The following is a 19,156-nucleotide window of genomic DNA, read 5'->3' on the forward strand; positions in this document are numbered from 1 at the left end:
AGTGACCCGATGGCTGATGTAACCCAACCTTCCTCGCCTGCCGCGACGCAGAGCTTGCACGGCGACTTCCTCGAACGCGCCAGCCCCTCCTGGCTGATCGAGGCCATACCTGCGCGCAAGCAAGCGCTCAAGGACGCCGCCACGCCGCAGCCTGCCTGGCTCGAAAAAGCCTCGCCCGAGCAACGCAAGGCATTGGCGGCCAGCTTCATGGCGAGCTTTACCGCACAGACCCAGCTGGACAAAACCATGGCCAGCTTCCAGGACATCGACGCCTTCGCCAGGCCCTTGCTGCTCAAGGCGTTGAAAGACCAATACCAGGTGGAGGTGGACGTCGATAAAACCTTGTTGTGCCTGCGCCGGCCGCTGGCGGTGGGAATTCTCGAAGTCGAGGTGTCGGACTTCCAGTTCCTGAAGCTGTCGATGCTGGAGGCGGCCCTGCACAACTTCGAAGCTTATGAGTGCAAGGAAGGGGCGTACCACAAGACCTCGGGGTTCATGGAGGCGACCAGCACACCCGGTACCTACCATTCGGTGACGCTCAACCTCAAGGTCAGCCAGTTCCTCAGCCTGTGCCGCAGCCTGGACATCGGCGCCAAATACCAAGCGTATCTGCAGTCGTTTTTTTACCCGCAGGAGGGCGCCGCACAAGTCACCCTGCGCGAGCACTTCATTGCCAGCCAGAAGGCTGCATTGAAGGCCGCCGCCGAGCAGGCCGTGTTGACTGGAGACATCCAGCCCGCCGACCAGCGCATGATTCTGTCGGTGATCGAGGGTGAAATTCACCCGTGGATGGGCGACAAGCAAGTGTGGTTCAGGACCCTGGGCCTGATGAAGCTCAGGATGACCGGCTGCATGGTGTTCTTGATCTGCAAGAAATACACCTACCCCAATGAGCTGATCATCTACGTTCCCCAGGACCCTGTGCATCCGCTCAAGCGCTATACCTGGGCGCAAATGGAAAAAGAGTTCAAGCGCCTGTTTACCGAGCGCGATGCCGACAAGCGCGCCGACCCTGCGCCGACGCCGTACCAGGCATTCTTCAGCCGGTTCGTGCCCTATGCAAAGCGGGCTTACTACTTCAGCCAGTTCACCCAGAAGGCCGCCGACTCCCCGACGGACATCTGGCGCTCGCCATGGAAGAAACTCCTGGACTTCACCACGCCGCAGTTCATCACGGGCATCAAGGAGTTGCCACCCCAAGCGCCTGCCAAACTGGAACCCAACAACGACCCCTATCTGGCGCCGTCTACACGCACCCGAGCCGGCAAGGGCATCTGGGCGGCGAACATCGACCCCTGGAAGTATTTCTATGAGCAACATCGCGAACAGTTGATCGCCGACGCCCGCGCCCACGCGGTACCCACCGCTGAGGTGGATGCCAAGGCGCGTGACGCCAAGCTCGCACACCTGCTGGAGATCGGCATGCTTGGGCTGAACATCGCCTCGATGTTCGTGCCGGTACTCGGCGAGGTGATGATGGGAGTGATGGCCGGGCAGTTGCTCTATGAGACGCTCGAAGGCGCGGTAGAGTGGGGCGAAGGGGATTTGCAAGCGGCCAAGGCGCACTTGGTGGACGTCGCCGAAAACCTCGCGCAGATCGCGATTATGGCCGGCGTGGGCGCTGCGGTCAGTTGGCGGGCAGCCAAGGCGGAGCCTGTGATCGAAACGCTGAACGAGGTGACGCTGCCCGATGGTCGAACCCGGCTGTGGCGAGCCAGCCTGGACCGTTATGCCAGCCCGGTGGTGCTGGAGAACACGCTGAGTCCCAATGCCCTGGGCCAATATGTGAAAGACGGCAAGACCTATGTCCGCCTCGGCGCCCAGGCTTACGAGCAGACGTACGACACGTCGCTGCGCAAATGGCGGATCAAGCACCCCAGCGATCCCCAGGCTTACCAGCCGATCCTTGAGCATAACGGCCACGGGGCCTGGCAACACACGTTGGAGCGCCCGCTGGAATGGGACCGCCTCACGCTGTTACGGCGTATCGGGCATGCCACCGAAGGCTTCACTGACGAGGCATTGCTCAAGCTGGCGGATATCAGCGGTGTCAGCGACAACACCCTGCGCAAAGTGCACGTTGAGCGCACGGTCGCGCCGCCCGAGCTGTTGGAAGCGATGCGCTTGTTCAAGGCGGATACCGCCGCCGCTGACGTGATCGAGCAACTGGAGGGCAGCAAACCCATTGATGAGCTGTACCTGTATGCACTGCCCTTGATTGTGGAAATGCCGAGGTGGCCCCAGGGTCGCGCGCTGGAAGTCATCGACGGCCCGGCGTTGACGGCCAGACCGGTCAAATATGGCGCCGGGCGTTCGCGCATTGGCGCGACCATCAAGGTCAGCCGTGAGCATATCCTGGGCGGCGAACTGCCCGAGCGTATCCTGCAGGCCCTGGATGAGTCCGAGCGCGTGAAGCTGCTCGGCGCCGAGGCGGCGCGGGTGAGCGAGGCGCGCACGCTGGAATTCAGCAAGCAACTGGCCGACTATGCTCGCCAGCGCAAACCGGCGATTTTTGACAGTATCTATACCGGCACCGAAGCGGTGGACCCGCGTGTGCGCCGGCTGCAGCGTAATTGCCCCGGGCTCAGTGAATCGGCGGCGCACGCCGTGCTCGAACACGCCCAGGCGGACGAGCTGGCAGCGTTCGATAGCGCAACGCACGTGCCCTTGAACATGCTGGAGGAAGCACGCTGGTATGCCCGCCAAGGGCGCCTGGTGCGCGCCTATGCCGGCTTGCGCCGCGAAGCCATTGCCACGGCGGACACGCGCCGGCTGGCGCTGCATACCCTGCAGACATTGCCGGGCTGGCCGTCGACGCTACGCCTGCAAGTGCGTGATGGCCGTGTCGACGGTGCGTTGCTAGACAGCACCGGGCCTGAGGCTGCGAGCGAGAAAAAGTACCTGGTCAAACAGGGGGCTGCCTACCAAGCCTTCGATGAGCGCGGTGAAGCCCTCAATAGCCTGCCCAGCCATGGCGATAATTTTTTCGCCTCGCTGATGCATGCCTTGCCTGATGATGCACGCCAGAGTCTGGGCGTGCCGCAGGTGAGCCAGCACGCTGCGCTGCAGGCAAAAATCATCGAACAGGCCGATGCCTATCGCATGCAAGCCGTAGAGTGGCTGGAACCCAAGACCCGCTGGTTCAAACCCCCTGTGCGCGTCAACGGCGTGCTCAAGGGCTATTACGCCAGTGGGCGCGTGCCGGACCATCGTCAAGCGGTTATCCGCGAAGTCCGCAAGATCTACCCGGATTTGACCGACGCCCAAGTCGATGACTTTATCCTTGAGCTGCGGCAGGCGGGCAACGACGTCCGGGCGATTGCGGAGCGACTCAGGGCGTTGTTTGAAGAAAACCGCCAGATGCAGGCAACACTGGATGACTGGATCAGTCGCGCAGCGCCCGCCGAGCGCCATTACCACCTGTTGGCCGCCCAGGCCCTCAAGCGCAGTTGGCGCCAGGCCGTGCTGGCCGGCAAGGTGACCGGTGCCGAGGTCTTGTCGCTGAATCTGGATACGCCGCTGCCGCCCCTGACCGCGAATTTTTCCCATGTGCGCGAGTTGAACGTCAGTGGTGCCGCCTTGCATGACGGTAATATCGACGAGTTTCTGCGCTATTTTCCCAAGCTTGAAAGCCTGTCCATCGAAGCCACCCAAGGCTTGCGCGCTGAGCGCGTGCCACGTCCGTTGTTGACCAACGTGCCGTTCTCGCTGGCGCGCCTGGAAGGCCTCAAGCACTTGAAGCTGACCTTCAGGGCGTCGGAGCTGGCGGAGCAGTTTCCCGCCAGGCTGGCAACATTGACCGGCCTTGAGCGCTTGGAGATCGGCTACTTTGGCTATCAGAGCGCACGCCTCGACAGCCTGGACCTAACACCGCTGAACCAGCTCAAAACGTTGAAAGTCGTTGCGCCCAATGTGACGTTGCAATGGCCGGCTTATGTTCAGCAACTGGCGCTGCTGGAGAGCCTGGACCTGGCGCAAACCAAGGTCCTCAAACTCCCGGACAGCCTTTACACCGGGTATGAGCGGCTGTGGCGCGGGCTGTCGCTGGACTGGTCGCAATTGAGCTATGAAGCATTCAAGCCGGCCTACGAACACGTCAAGAATTACGCCGGCACCGCGGGTCCGCACCTGGTGAATCTGGATGAAATGGTCAGAGGTTTCGCCCAGGGAGAACTGACGTTGCTGATGGGCGAAAAGACGGTCGCCGAGCGAGTGACCAACGCGCTCATGAGCACCTGGAAGACCCCGCAAACACGCATGAATGCGCTCCAGGCACTGCGCGAAGAACACCTGGGTATCTTCAAGCAGTTTTATCAGCCGTCCACGCTGCTGGGCGTCAGGCACAAGTTTCGCGTAGCGCACTGGGAGGCGGGGTATAACGCGCGCATCCTGACGGCGCTTGAGAAAAGCTGGAGCTGGGCCGTGCGTAAGCGCTACGGGGTCAAGCTCGACGATGAGCTCAGCGGGCAGGTCGATACGTTTGATGGTTCGGTGTTCGAACTGCCAGCCTTTGACCTGCCTACCGCTGCCGAGTTGAGCAGCGATAAAATTGACGAGTTGCCGGTGTTGCCAGCCGGTACGTTTTCCCATGTGAAAACGCTCAAGCTGAGCTGGCTCGAGGATGTGCCCGCCGACCAGCTCAAAGGCTTTGTCCACGCGTTTGGCGGGGTAGAGCAACTGGAAGTGCGCTACAGCCACCTCAGCGACGTGCCTGTCGCCGCCGACGTGCTGCCTTCCCTGACCCACCTGAACCTGTCCGATAACCATATCGTGGTGACCCCAGCGGTGCAGGCTCAATTTGATGGAATGAAGAATCTGCAGGTGTTGAACCTGCAGTACAACCGGCTGGGGCGTTTGAATGTCAGCGCGATGACGAATCTGACCGCCTTGAATCTGCGCGAAACGCTGTTACAGGCATGGCCGACCGGTGCCGAAAACCTTACGCAGTTAGCCTGCCTGGACATACGTGACAACGCGATGACGAGTGTGGCCCCAGGCGCCCTGAGCCACGCGGATATGCTGTTGCGTACTGAACTGGCGGGTAACCCGCTGAGCACGCAAGGTGAGGCAGCATTGACGGCGGCGCGTAACCGCATCGAGCGGCAGAGGGGGCTGCCAGAAGGCGCATTGAGCCGTTTTGCCCTGGCTCAAGAGCCCTGGCCATTTCCGCCCCCGGAGACGGCTGCGTCGTTGTCCCGGTATTTATTGCCTTGGCGGGAGCTACCTGAAGACCCTGGGTACCCCCTCAGCTTCGTCGTGCGCTTGCGCCGTGTGAATGCCATGTTGAACGATGAGCAAGGAGCGGCAAGGATCGAGCAGTTGCGCCAATCCGGCATGAGTGACGCGCAACTCGATACGCTGCTCAGTCAATGGCAGCGGACCTTTGAGGCACTCACGCGAACCTTGAATGGCTGGGTATTCAGTCGAGAAATACGGATTGCCGATGGCGACACCGTCGCGTTCACCCGTACGCGAGCGGCAGAGTCTATCCGCTTTTCCTGGCAGCAAGGCGTGACGGCGGGACGCACCGGGGAGGTGGGGGACACATTGAGCCTGAGGGCGCTGAGGACCGGCGATCTGCCCGCGCTGAACCTGGCCTTTGACCATATCCGCACGCTCGATTTAACCGGCGTCAGGCTGACGGCCCAAGGCAGTAACGAATTTCTGGGCGCCTTCACGCGGGCAAACCGCCTGATACTCAGCGGTAACCAACTGTCAGCACTGCCTGATGCGGTTGCAGGCATGACGCAACTTGAACGGCTGGAACTGGCCACCAACCTGTTCACAGAGGCACCCGCTCTGCCCACCCAGGCGGGCGCCGAGCGCTTGCGCTGGCTGGACATGAGCCACAACGACCTGGAGGCGTTCGATGCCAGCGCGTTCAGTCGCCTTGAGACGCTGGACCTGAGCTACAACAGCCTGTCGACATGGCCTGAAGGGGTGTTGGCCGCCCCGCACCTGACCCGCATGGACCTGAGCGGCAATGTGTTAACCAGCTTACCGCCCGGCCTGCTCAGTGGCGCCCATGATGCGTTGGTGGCTGGTACCGACTTGTCGGGCAACCACACCTTGACGCTTGCTACCCGGGAGGAACTGTACCAGTACGCCAAAATGCACCAACTGACCAATTTGATGGGGTTTCACCGCGTAGAGCTTGATGCCTGGCATCAACACTTCGACGCCGGTTCCGACAGCGATTCGGACTCCGGTTCCGACCCCGATTCCGATGACTCGGACGGCGATTCCGGTGGCGATCCGGGCGCTGCCGTCGAGCCAGTGGAGGCGGTGCCCGAGCTGCAGCGCACGGTGGCCAATGCCTCGCTGGAGCCCTGGCTGGAAGGTTCCAACCCTGGGCAGATAACACAGCGCACGGCGCTGTGGGTGCTGCTGGCGCAAGCCCCTGACCATGACCGGTTTTTCTGGTTGATATCGAGCCTGCGCCTGACTTCGGAGTTCAACTTCAACCGCGCCAGCCTGACGCAGCGCGTGTGGGATGTGATCGAGGCCGCCACCACAAACGCCGAGTTGCGCAGCCTGTTGTTCGTCGAGGCTGAAACCCATGGCACCTGTATTGACGGGCGTATCCTCACCTTCAGTCAGATGGAGGTGCGGGTCTTCGAGTACCGAGCCCTGCACGGCATCCCGCTGCAAAGGCCTGATCTTCGAGGGCGAGCGCTGCTGGATTTATCGCGGCAGTTGTTCCGGCTCGACCGGGTCGATCAACTGGCCGAAGCGTCGGCCACAGGCCTGGACCGGGCCGAGGAGCGCTTGAGGTATCGCATCGGCTTGACCCGTGGCTGGCCCGACGGTTTGGAACTGCCGGGGCAACCGGAGTACATGGCCTATGGTCGCCCGATCGAGGGCACACGGCGCGCGCAGATCCAGGCCAGCATCCTCGCCCAGGAAGGCTCCGATGAGTTCATCGAGTATCTGGTGGCCCAGGATCATTGGGCTCGGTACCTGCAAGAGCGCTACCCCGAACAGTTTGATGCGCTAAACAAGGAGCTTGCGCAGAAGTACGAAGCACTGGAGGACGAGCACACCGAGCGCGCCGATGCCCAGAGCCTGCGCCGCTACGAAGAAGCGCTGAATCGGCTCGAGGTGGAGCGGGCGACCGCGCGTAACCTGAAGTTGATGCAGTTGTCGCGCATGGAGATACAACGCCTGGCCAGCATTCGCTGAGGACTAATGTGGGAGCGGGCTTGCTCGCGAATGCGGTGCTTCAGTCAACTTATCAGTGACTGACACTCTGCTTTCGCGAGCAAGCCCGCTCCCACATTTTGACCGTGTTCGGCCTCGCTCTGTCAGTTGTCGTAACCCAGGTTCGGCGCCAGCCAGCGCTCGGTCACGGCCAGGTCCTGGCCTTTGCGTGCGGTGTAGCTGGTGACCTGGTCCTTGTCGACCTTGCCCACGGCGAAGTACTGCGCCTGCGGGTGGGCGAAGTACCAGCCACTGACCGCCGCCGCCGGGAACATCGCGTAGTGCTCGGTAAGGAACACTCCGCTGCGCCCGGCCTGCATTTCGCGGGCCTCGGGGTCGAGCAGTTGGAACAGCTGGGCTTTCTCGGTGTGGTCCGGGCACGCCGGGTAGCCGGGGGCAGGGCGGATGCCGCTGTATTGCTCCTTGATCAGCGCTTCGTTGTCCAGTTGCTCATCTTTGGCGTAACCCCAATGCTCTTTACGCACCTGCTGGTGCAGCCATTCGGCGCAGGCTTCGGCCAGGCGGTCAGCGAGGGCCTTGACCATGATCGAGTTGTAGTCGTCGCCCGCGTCCTGGTAGGCCTTGGCGACTTCTTCGGCGCCGATGCCGGCGGTGGTGATAAAACCACCGATGTAGTCGGTCACGCCGCTGTCTTTAGGCGCGACGAAGTCAGCCAGGGAGAAGTTCGGCTTGCCGTCGGTCTTGATGATCTGTTGGCGCAGGTGATGCAACCGGGCAATCGGCTGGCCATCGTCGCCGTAGACTTCCAGGTCATCGTCCTGCACCTGGTTGGTCGGCCAGAAACCAAACACGGCGCGGGCGCTGATGAGTTTTTCGTCGATCAGCTTCTTGAGCATGGCCCGGGCGTCTTCGTACAGCGCGGTGGCGGCTTCACCCACCACTTCATCGGTGAGGATGCGCGGGAATTTGCCGGCCAGGTCCCAGGAGATAAAGAACGGTGTCCAGTCGATGTACTCGGCCAACACGTTGAGGTCGATATTGTCCAGCACCTTGGCGCCGGTAAAGGTCGGCACCACCGGCGTGTAGCCGCTCCAGTCGAACTGTGGCTTCTTGGCGATGGCGGCGGCGTAGCTCAAGCGCTCGGTACGCGCGCTGCGGTTGGAGGTGCGCTCACGCACGTCGATGTATTCCAGGCGGGTTTTCTCGACGAAACCGGCCTTCAGCTCCTTGGACAGCAACTGCGTGGCCACGCCCACGGCGCGGGAGGCGTCGGTGACGTAGATCACTGCGTCGTTGCTGTACTTGGGCTCAATTTTCACCGCCGTGTGCGCTTTGGACGTGGTGGCGCCACCGATCATCAGCGGCAGGTGGAAATCCTGGCGCTGCATCTCGCGAGCCACATGCACCATTTCATCCAGGGACGGGGTGATCAGACCGGACAGGCCAATGATGTCGCATTTCTGCTCCTTGGCTACCTGCAAGATCTTCTCCGCTGGCACCATCACGCCCAGGTCGACGATGTCATAGCCGTTGCAACCGAGCACCACGCCGACAATGTTCTTGCCGATGTCATGCACGTCGCCCTTGACCGTGGCCATGAGGATCTTGCCCTTGGCTTCGGGCTTGTCGCCTTTTTCCAGCTCGATGAACGGAATCAAGTGGGCCACGGCCTGCTTCATCACGCGGGCGGATTTCACCACCTGGGGCAGGAACATCTTCCCTGCGCCAAACAGATCGCCAACGATGTTCATGCCGGACATCAACGGGCCTTCGATCACTTCGATCGGGCGCGCGAACGACAGGCGCGACTCTTCGGTGTCTTCGACGATGTGCGTGGTGATGCCCTTGACCAGCGCGTGTTCAAGACGCTTGTTGACGTCCCAGCCGCGCCACTCTTCGGTCTCGGCTTCCTTGACGCTACCGTCGCCCTTGTACTTGTCGGCAATGGCGAGCAGGGCGTCGGTGCCCTCCGGCGTGCGGTTGAGCACTACGTCTTCCACCGCATCGCGCAGCTCGGCCGGGATCTGGTCGTAGATCTCCAGTTGGCCGGCGTTGACGATCCCCATGGTCAGGCCCGCGCGGATCGCATACAGCAGGAACACCGAGTGGATCGCCTCGCGCACCGGGTTGTTGCCGCGGAACGAGAACGACACGTTGGACACGCCACCGGAGGTCAGCGCGTAGGGCAGTTCATCCCGGATATAGGCACAGGCATTAATGAAGTCGACGGCGTAGTTGTTGTGTTCTTCGATGCCGGTGGCGACCGCGAAGATGTTCGGGTCGAAGATGATGTCTTCCGGCGGGAAGCCCACTTCATTGACCAGGATGTCGTAGGAGCGCTTGCAGATCTCTTTCTTGCGCGCTTCGGTGTCGGCCTGGCCGGCTTCGTCGAAGGCCATCACCACCACCGCCGCGCCATAGCGCTTGCACAGCTTGGCGTGGTGAATGAACTGCTCCACGCCTTCCTTCATGCTGATGGAGTTGACGATGCCCTTGCCCTGGATGCACTTGAGGCCCGCTTCGATCACTTCCCACTTGGAGGAGTCGATCATGATCGGTACGCGGGAGATGTCCGGCTCGCCGGCGATCAGATTGAGGAAGGTCACCATGGCCTTCTTCGAATCCAACATGCCTTCGTCCATGTTGATGTCGATCACCTGGGCGCCGGCTTCCACCTGCTGCAGGGCGACTTCGAGGGCTTCGGTGTAGTTGTCTTCGCGGATCAGGCGGGCGAACTTGGCCGAGCCGGTAATGTTGGTGCGCTCGCCGACGTTGACGAACAACGAACTGCGGTCGATGGTGAACGGCTCCAGGCCCGACAGGCGGCAGGCTTTGGGAATCTCCGGGATCGGGCGCGGTGCATAACCGGCCACGGCCTTGGCGATGGCTTCGATATGCCCTGGCGTGGTGCCGCAGCAACCGCCGACGATGTTCAGGAAGCCGCTCTGGGCGAATTCTTCGATGACCTTGGCGGTTTCTGACGGCAGTTCATCGTACTCGCCGAACTCGTTGGGTAGGCCGGCGTTGGGGTGCGCCGACACATGGGTGTTGGCCTTGTTCGACAACTCTTCCAGGTAGGGGCGCAATTCGCTGGCGCCCAGGGCGCAGTTCAAGCCCACCGAGATCGGCTTGGCGTGGGCCACGGAGTTCCAGAATGCTTCGGTGGTCTGGCCTGACAGGGTACGGCCGGAGGCGTCGGTGATGGTGCCGGAAATCATGATCGGCAGTTCGATACCCAGGGCTTCGAACACGCCCTGCACGGCGAAGATCGCGGCCTTGGCGTTGAGGGTGTCGAAGATGGTTTCGATCAGGATCAGGTCGGCGCCGCCTTCGATCAGGCCCTGGGTGGCCTCGGTGTAGTTTTCGACCAGTTCATCGAAGGTCACGTTGCGGTAGCCGGGGTTGTTCACGTCGGGCGACAGCGAGCAGGTGCGGCTGGTCGGGCCCAGTACGCCGGCCACGAAGCGCGGCTTGGCCGGGTTTTCGTGGGTCTTGGCGTCGGCGACTTTGCGCGCCAGGCGTGCGCCTTCCACGTTCAGTTCATAGGCCAGTTCTTCCATGCCGTAGTCGGCCATGGAGATGCGCGTGGCGTTGAAGGTGTTGGTTTCCAGAATGTCGGCGCCAGCGTCCAGGTAGGCCTTCTCGATGCCGCCAATCACGTCGGGGCGGGTGAGCACCAGCAGGTCGTTGTTGCCCTTGACGTCGCTCGGCCAATCGGCGAAGCGTTTGCCACGGTAGTCCTGCTCCTCGAGCTTATAGCTCTGGATCATCGTGCCCATGCCACCGTCCAGGATCAGGATACGTTCCTTGAGGGCGTGGTGAAGGGCTTGCAGACGAACGCTTCGGTCGGACATGGGACTACTCTGGTCAGGCATTTCGGAGGGCGTGAATCATAACAAACCTGCGGGCTTTTGGAGCATGTAGAGCTTTTGCATGAATATCGCTCATGTTGCTGGGGTGCATGGCCCGGTAGAATCACGCCACTTCAAACACCGCACGCCTTGAATCGGGACCGGATACATGTCACTTCGTTTAATCGTCAGCGCCGTCCTGGCCTTGATAGCCAGCAGCGCTCAGGCGGCAGGTCCCGCTTCGGCGATTTCCTACACCCGCGACATCCAACCGATCTTTACTGAAAAATGCGTGGCCTGCCATGCCTGCTATGACTCCGCCTGCCAGCTCAACCTGGGCAGTGCCGAGGGCGCAGCGCGGGGCGCAAGCAAGATGCCGGTGTATGACGGTGAGCGCAGCCAGGCCACGCCCACCACCCGTTTGTTTTATGACGCCTTCGGCAAACAGGCGTGGCAGCAGAAGGGCTTCTATTCGGTGCTGGACGCCCAGGGCAGCCAGGCTGCGCTGATGGCGCGCATGCTGGAGCTGGGGCATAACGCGCCGCTGGCGCCCAATGCCAAGCTGCCCGAGAACATTGTGCTTGGGCTCAACCGCGACAATATGTGCGCAACGCCCGGCGAGTTCACTGCCTATGCCGGTGCTCACCCCAAGGAAGGCATGCCGCTGGCCGTCACCGGCCTGACCGACCAGCAATACCAGACCCTGCAACGCTGGCTGGCCTCCGGCGCGCCGATTGACGAGCAGGGCCTGGCGCCGAGCGCCAGGGAAGCGTTGCAAGTGCAACAGTGGGAAAACCTGTTCAACCAGCCGGGCGCCCGGGAAAGCCTGGTGGCGCGCTGGCTGTTCGAGCATTTGTTCCTGGCGCATATCTATTTCGAGAACGGCGAGCCGGGGCATTACTTCCAGTGGGTGCGTTCGCGCACGCCCAGTGGCCAGCCGATTGACCTGATCGCCACCCGTCGCCCCAACGACGACCCAGGCACCCAGGTGTATTACCGCCTGTGGCCGGTGCAGGGTGTGATCGTGCATAAAACCCACATCACTTACCCCTTCAGCGCGGCGAAGATGGCGCGGATCAAGGCGCTGTTCTACGGCGGCGACTGGCAGGTCACTGCCTTGCCAGGCTACGGCCCTGGCAGCCGTGCCAACCCGTTCGCGACATTCGAAGCCATACCGGCCAAAGCGCGTTACCAATTCATGCTCGATAACGCCGAGTACTTCGTGCGTACCTTCATTCGCGGGCCGGTGTGCCGTGGGCAGATTGCCACGGACGTGATCCGCGATAATTTCTGGACGCTGTTCCAGGACCCCGACCACGACCTGTACATCACCGATGCCCGTTATCGCGGCCAGGCCACGCCGTTGCTGGCCATGCCTGGGCAGAATGACGACGTCGGCAGTGTACTGAGCCTGTGGCTGGCGTATCGCGACAAGCGCAACCAGTACGAAGCCCTGCGCCGCGACAACTATGCAGACCTGCCGGCGCCGAGCTGGTCGACATTGTGGGCGGGCAATGACAATGCCTTGTTGAGCATTTTCCGCCATTTCGACAGCGCCTCGGTGACCAAGGGCCTGATTGGCGAGGTCCCGCAGACGATGTGGTTGTTCGACTACCCACTGCTGGAGCGCACCTATTACCAGTTGGCGGTGAATTTCGATGTGTTCGGCAACGTCTCGCACCAGGCCCAGACTCGCCTGTATTTCGACCTGATCCGCAACGGCGCCGAGCAGAACTTCCTGCGCTTGATGCCAGCGGATACCCGCGAAGACTTCATGGACGACTGGTACCAGAACAGCGGCAAGCTCAAGCTGTGGCTGGACTACGAGGCGATTGACGATGACAAGGCCAGTGGTTTGCACCTGAGCGAGAAGGACCCCAAGCGTGACTTCGCCAACCAGTTGCTGACCCGCTACGGCCATTTGAACGCCAGCCCCGACCCGATCAACCGCTGCAGCGGCGCGTTCTGCTCCCGCGACGGCATCGACCCGGCCTTGCAGGATGCCGAACAAGCCCTGAGCCGCCTGACCTCACGGCCGGCGGCAGGGCTCAAAGTGATCGAGCAATTGCCCGAAGCCACCATGCTGCGCATCGAAACCGCCAGCGGCAAGCGCGAGGTCTACAGCCTGCTGCGCAACCGTGCCCACAGTAACGTGGCGTTCCTGCTGGGAGAGGCGTATCGCTATCAACCAGGCCTGGATACCGTGACCATCTACCCGGGTGTGCTCAGCAGCTACCCGAACTTCATGTTCAATATTCCCGCCCGGCAAGTGCCTGAGTTTGTCGCGCAAATGGAGCAAGCCAAGGACGCCAAGAGCTTCGAGAAAATCGTCGATCGCTGGGGTGTACGTCGCAGTCACCCGCTGTTCTGGCAGTACTTCCATGACTTGTCGCGATATATCCACGAAACCACGCCGGTGGAAGAGGGCGTATTGGACATGAACCGCTACGAGAACCTATAACTACCGCTATTGATCCGGTCATTTCTCCATGCGGGGGCTGAAGCAGTCGGATATCTACCTACGGACTGGAAAGGGGATGCCGATGTTGATTTCAGTGCAGTTGCTACGCGCGTTGGCGGCATGGCTGGTGGTGGGGCACCACGTCATGCAGCTGTTTTTCAACTTCGAGGCCCACAACGCGCTGGAGGACCTGTTAGTCGAAAAGGGCGGCGCTGGCGTGGATGTGTTCTTCGTCATCAGCGGCTTGGTGATTTTCCTCGCAACTGCCGATAAAGCGCTGACACCTTGGCGTTTCATGCTGATGCGCGTAGCCAGGATTGCGCCGGCCTATTGGTTCTATACCGTGCTGTTGGCCGGGCTGGCGGCGGCCATGCCTTCGATGTTTGCAGACGTTGAGCTCGAATTCGGCCATATACTCCTTTCGATGCTCTTTATCCCGGCGCAAAACCCCGCGGGCTATGGCGTCTATCCCTTGCTGGACGTGGGCTGGACGCTGAATTTCGAGATGCTGTTCTACTGTCTGTTTGCGGTTGCCTTGCTAGTGCCTGAAGCCTATCGGCTATGGGTGGTGGCGGTGTTGCTGTACCTGGTGTGGTACTTCAGCGGCCCCGCCTTCGATTTGGCTGATGGGTTTTACCATGATGATATTGTCCTGGAGTTTCTCATGGGCGTGGCGATCGGCATGCTGTATCGCCGCGGCCTGTGCCGGGCCAGGCCGTGGTTGGCGTTGCTGGGGATCATGGCGGCACTGGCGGCGATCTATCACGGCGCGGATGTCCCCCGTGCATTGGAATGGGGCCTGCCCAGCGCTGTGCTGGTGATCAGTTGTGTGGCGCTGGAGCCGTATTTGCGCGGCTCGCGCTGTATAAAAATGCTGGGGGATTGTTCCTACTCGGTGTACCTGCTTCATGTCCTGGTTCTATGCGCTGGACGCTGGGCCATCGAGCACCGTGGGGTAGACCCCTACACCATGGTGCCTGTGTGTATCGTCATCATTGCGCTGGGCGCATTCGCCAGCTACCACGTGTTGGAGAGGGGCACGCACCGCAGGCTCAAACGCTGGTTTGGCATTGATGACGCGATACCCTCTCGGCAAGCTCATTAGGGCTGGGGCCTCAGGGCCGCATGTATTTCCAGTAGGCTTTCCCGTAATCCATCAGCAACTCGGTCCCGGCAGGGATATCTCGCCAGGCGATTAAAAACACCATGTACTTGCCTACATACAGGGCACCGACATTTTCAATGCCGACATCGGGCAGGTTCGGCACCTTGACCGCATTGATCAGGCTCAGCGTACTGCTGTTGCCGTGGCCGCTGATGGTCGCGCCTTGGGTGTTGGTCTGGAATAAATACGTACCGACGGCCGCCTCGCCTTTTTCGAGAATCTCGGCATTGATCGAGGCTTGATCCCGATGCAGCTTGCCGGTGTACGGCCCAAGGACATCGAAACGCTTTATATCGGTCTTGGCCACCACCGACAGGCCGCGCTCCGGGCCATTTGCCAGTTTCTTGACCTCCAACAGCCGATCAAGGCGGCGATGATGGCTGCCCTCTTTGGAGATCCATTCTCGGATACTTTTGGTCGCAGCTTCTTTGACTTCGACGTGTTGCAGGCCAGTGAACTCGTCAAAAAAACGGTTGGCGTCGGTAATCTCGATGGTGTGCAGCGGGCCTTCAAGCTCGAGGGTCAAGCTGCGCCTGATGTCGGTCGGATCTTGCAAAATTGCCGCGTTGTTGTTGATTTTATGATCAAAAGAACCTGTGATCGAGGTTGATCGGCGCCGCGTGGGTGGGGTGTTGTCTTCTAGGCGCGGACGTTTTGAACTGCCTGCGGTAGGGGGCGGTGCAGGCCGTTTCCTGGCGACCGGCTGGTCCAGCGGGCTCCTTTGTCCGAACAGCCACATCTCCCGACCGGCGCGGGTCATGCTGCCATTGTCATTGACGTAACTGCGCCATATCACCGGGTTGAGGTTTTTGGCTTCGACAAACGAGAGCATCGAGACCCGTGAATTGGCGGCGTTGTAGTGTGTGTTCCAGGCTTTCAAGTGCTCGGGCGTCAGCACATCGAAGTCGCCGCCGCTGGCATACTTGGCCAGCACCTTGCCTGCCGCCCGGTAGCTGCCGTCCAGGTTTACATGCTCGGCAAAGTCCACCGGGTCAAGGTTGTGGTCGGCGGCGAAGCCTTCAAGGGTGAGGCTGTTGCGCTCACGTTGGGATACCTTGCTCCAGCGCTCCAGGTGGTCGTAGGTCACGCTGGAACGGGCGGTTCCCACACGGTCCAGCATCTGTTGGCCTCTGCGCGTCAGGGTGTTGCGGCTGTTGACGAACTGGCGAAATGCAGTGGGGTTCAGGTTGTAAGTGCTGACGAAGGTGTCCATGGTTTTTTTCAGGGCCTCTTCGCTGGCCTCGGTCCATTTCAACAGTATCGATGGCGTTACCACGTTGGGTGCATCCGGCGCGCCGCCTGCCAGTTTGATCTGGCTTGAGTACCAGTGACCGGGCTCGACCGAGGACAGCGTGATCGATAAGTCGCGGTTGGTCTTTGGATTGACCAGTACGATCGAAAAGCTGTTGTCGGCGCCTGCGGCGGTCTCCTGAATAAACCCATAGGAATTGTCGCGTACCTGGTACACCGCGATCTTGCCCTTATCATCGATATTGCAGATGAACTTTTGATTGTAGTCCGCTCGGGAGAAGAGGCCGCGAGCGTCGGGCGTCAGGCCCCTGATCAACTCGGGGTCGACCGCGTATCGACGGATCAACGGGCTGCTGTTGCTGATGACCGTGATCGGCTCTCGATAACGTGGCCCGAAGGCGGTATTTGAGGCGGCGTCGATCAGGCGATAATCGGGCGCGTCGAGACTGCCGACGTTACGCATCGGGATATTGGCAAAACCGTCGACAGTAAACAGTCGATCGCCAGCCAGCAGCGGCTTCCAACTGTCAGGATCGACCGAACGCATGTGCCTGGCGGCGATTGTCCCATCGCGCAGTTGGGCGATGCCCCGTTTCGTCTGGCGCATCAGTTTGTGACCCAACTTGAGCATGCCCATGCGCGCCAGCCGGAGCAGGCTGGGCAGGGCGGCCAGGGGGTTGAATTCCTGCAGGGTGGCAATCACCAGTTTTCCCGTGAGTTTCGCCAGTTTCGGCATCGCCAGGCGCAGCCCGGTTTTGCCCGCCTGGATGAGCAGGCGGGTAGAGCCGGCCACATACCGACCCACCGGCAATGCGAAAGCCACGATGTCGATGAACAAGCTGGCGACGCCGGATTTGATACGCTGGGGATCGCCGGAGGCGATGTCTTCGATACCGGCCCAGAACGGGACAAATATCTTGCCCCAGAACGCCAAATCTTCGAGTACCTCTGCGCCGATGTCCACTTCGCGTGTGTCTTTGCGGGTTTTTTCCAGCAGGGCTTCTTCGTCGCAAAAAAACAGCTCGCGGGCGATCATGCTCGCCAGCGCTTCACTGCGTGGCGCATACAGCGTGTTGGGCGCGAACGATGAGGGGCGCGATATGTGCGAATCGATGCCAGGCAATGTTTCGCCGACTTGTTCAACGATCATCTCGGCTTTTTTGCCGCGCCTGGGCGCTTTGTTCTCGCGGTAGGCCTCGCGATCAAAGGGCACTTCGGTGGCCAATCTGTATTTGCACCAACTCATGGCGTCACGCAGTTCGACCACTTTGCCATTGAGCGGCAAGGTATCGATATCGCCACGTCGACGAATCACGCCGGCGAGGGGGAACACCTCGACGTAGAGGGCGCTGAAAGGATCGCGAGCCTTGACGATGCGCAGAATAAAACCCGTGCGGTAGCGAACGGCATCGGCCTTGCGTTTGGTTTCATATTCGATGGGCACCTTGTTCAGGGCCTCTCTCAATGAGTACACCGTGATTTCGTCCCGGTCCACATCCAGGGTCCAACTGCCCAGATGGGCAAGCAGGGACTGGATCAGTACCTTGTAGGCGTTTCTCGGGCGCTCAAGGGCTTCACGGAAGGCTTTGTCGTACTCCGCGTCCGACGCCGAGCGCCAACGGCTGGGCAGATGGAGCGCAAGGTTCTGGACCGCGTTGAACACCTCATACTCATGCTGTTCCAGCGCGGTGACGGCCTGAGCGAGCTCCTCGCGGGAGTGGCCCGACTTTCGGCTGGCAATCAGGCCGTTGGCCTGCGCCCATTGCACGGTAGGGCCCAGCTTGGCCGCCGCGACGAGAGCCTGTTGCTTGACGTCATCGCCACTGGCACGAAAATGCTCCGCCGTCAGGTTGAGCAGTTGCTCGAAGCTCATGTGGCGCGATGAGCCGGGCGCAAGTGTTTCGGCCAGCAGAAAACCGCTTCTGAAGTTGACCCAGGTACTGGTGGCGGCGTAGGGCAGGTCATCGGGAATATCGGCCACCCATACTTCGCTGGCGACATTGGCCCTGACCACGCACATGGCCAGTTGCGCCGCGTCAGTGCTGATCGACAAGGTGTGGTGATACTGGCTGATCAGGTCTTGGCGGATCGACTTGTAAGACGCCCCCATCGTGATGAATAACTTCAATTCGTTATCCAACGTCGAGCGTGGGTTGGGGATGATCGTCAGCCACAGTGCGCGCCACAGCAACTTCACCAGCACCGGTTGTGGGCAGGTTTGCGCCTTTTGGCTGCCGTACCAGTCCAGCGCCTTGGCGATACGCTCGGCCAGCGCCAGGTTGCTCGGACTGTTGAGAATCTGCTCAAGCAAGACTGTCGGCGTGGTGCTGAGCATGGCCTGCTGTGATGAGGAAAAGGTCGGCGGCAGCACGCATTGGAACAGTGATTTACGGGTATGTGTCTGGATCTCATGGATAACAGACTTGATCTTTTTGTCAGCAGGCGCATCCAGTAAATGCTGCAGATCGCTGATGTTGCCTTCGTGGCCGAGTTTTTTCAGGGCGCAGTGTTCCTGTAAGCCATAAAGAACCGATTTCCATTGTTCGCCGGTTTTTGGATGGGACGGGAGGATGGCGTAATACTTGAGCACCAGGTCGAACCGTACCGAACCGTCACTTTTAAGGCCATTACCCACGCGCCGGTTGATATCCAGCAACACATCGACGTCGATGTACCAATAGGTGGGCACATGGCGCAGAATCACCGAACGGTCGGCGATGCTGAACGTTTCGGGAGGGTCGGGTACCGGCGAGCGGGCGCTGCTGAGTAGGGTGGAGAGCAGATCGTAAAGAAAGTCCCGGCCTAGCAGAGAATTATCCGGTTCAGGCTTGTCCCGCAGGAACTGCTGAAAGTCGTCATCGGCTTCCAGTTTTGCCAGGACCCGAAACGCTTCCTTGCACTCACGATTCAGCTCGGAATGCGGGGGAGGGTAGTAGTACACCTCGGCGGCGGTTACTGAACGTGAAATGTGCGCCGTCACGAACTCAATCAGATGGTCCAGGTGCGCTTGCTGTTCAGGCAAGCCGTTGAAATAGAAACTCTGCAACGCGTTGTTCATGCAATCCTCACAATCCTTGGTCGAAGAGGATTCACTATATTCAGCGCGGTTTTGCAGGTGGCCTACATAGGTAGGCATAGGTTTTCGCAGAAACCGATAGGAGCGCCAGCGGGTTCGGTCAGCAGGATCAGGTCTTTCCCGACAAAAACACTCGGACTTTGTACCTGGGTAATAATTTGGCGTAAACTGCGGGCAAGCCTGTGAGGAGT

The 19,156-nt window shown here is 60.7% G+C and carries 5 protein-coding genes; 3 read left to right on the forward strand and 2 right to left on the reverse strand.

Annotated features, from left to right (window positions below):
• Nucleotides 1–9 precede the first annotated feature (9 nt).
• Complete coding sequence (locus N2A98_RS11040; RefSeq protein WP_275623416.1) at nucleotides 10–7,182, forward strand: NEL-type E3 ubiquitin ligase domain-containing protein; 7,173 nt, start codon at nucleotides 10–12, stop codon at nucleotides 7,180–7,182.
• 122 nt (nucleotides 7,183–7,304) lie between these two features.
• Here N2A98_RS11040 and metH read toward each other — a convergent pair whose 3' ends face one another.
• Entirely contained in the window at nucleotides 7,305–11,015 is a 3,711-nt protein-coding gene (metH, locus tag N2A98_RS11045) for a methionine synthase (protein WP_275623417.1), read from the reverse strand.
• A gap of 166 nt (nucleotides 11,016–11,181) precedes the next feature.
• On the opposite strand from metH, the gene N2A98_RS11050 reads away from it, so the two are divergent.
• Together N2A98_RS11050 and N2A98_RS11055 are read left to right on the forward strand one after the other, a co-directional pair.
• Nucleotides 11,182–13,473, forward strand: a complete 2,292-nt coding sequence (locus N2A98_RS11050) for a fatty acid cis/trans isomerase (protein ID WP_078467415.1) — start codon at nucleotides 11,182–11,184, stop codon at nucleotides 13,471–13,473.
• 82 nt (nucleotides 13,474–13,555) lie between these two features.
• Nucleotides 13,556–14,578 carry an acyltransferase gene (locus tag N2A98_RS11055; RefSeq protein ID WP_044273425.1) on the forward strand — a complete coding sequence of 341 codons (1,023 nt, stop codon included), beginning with the start codon at nucleotides 13,556–13,558 and terminating at the stop codon, nucleotides 14,576–14,578.
• A 10-nt stretch (nucleotides 14,579–14,588) separates the two neighbouring features.
• Here the strand turns inward: N2A98_RS11055 and N2A98_RS11060 are convergent, their stop codons facing one another.
• The gene (locus N2A98_RS11060) at nucleotides 14,589–18,947 is read right to left on the reverse strand and encodes an SET domain-containing protein-lysine N-methyltransferase (protein ID WP_275623418.1); all 4,359 of its coding nucleotides are present in this window, start codon (nucleotides 18,945–18,947) and stop codon (nucleotides 14,589–14,591) included.
• Nucleotides 18,948–19,156: the final 209 nt, after the last annotated feature.

The sequence above is a fragment of the Pseudomonas sp. FJ2-5-13 genome (genome assembly GCF_029201605.1).
Taxonomy (GTDB): domain Bacteria; phylum Pseudomonadota; class Gammaproteobacteria; order Pseudomonadales; family Pseudomonadaceae; genus Aquipseudomonas; species Aquipseudomonas lactis.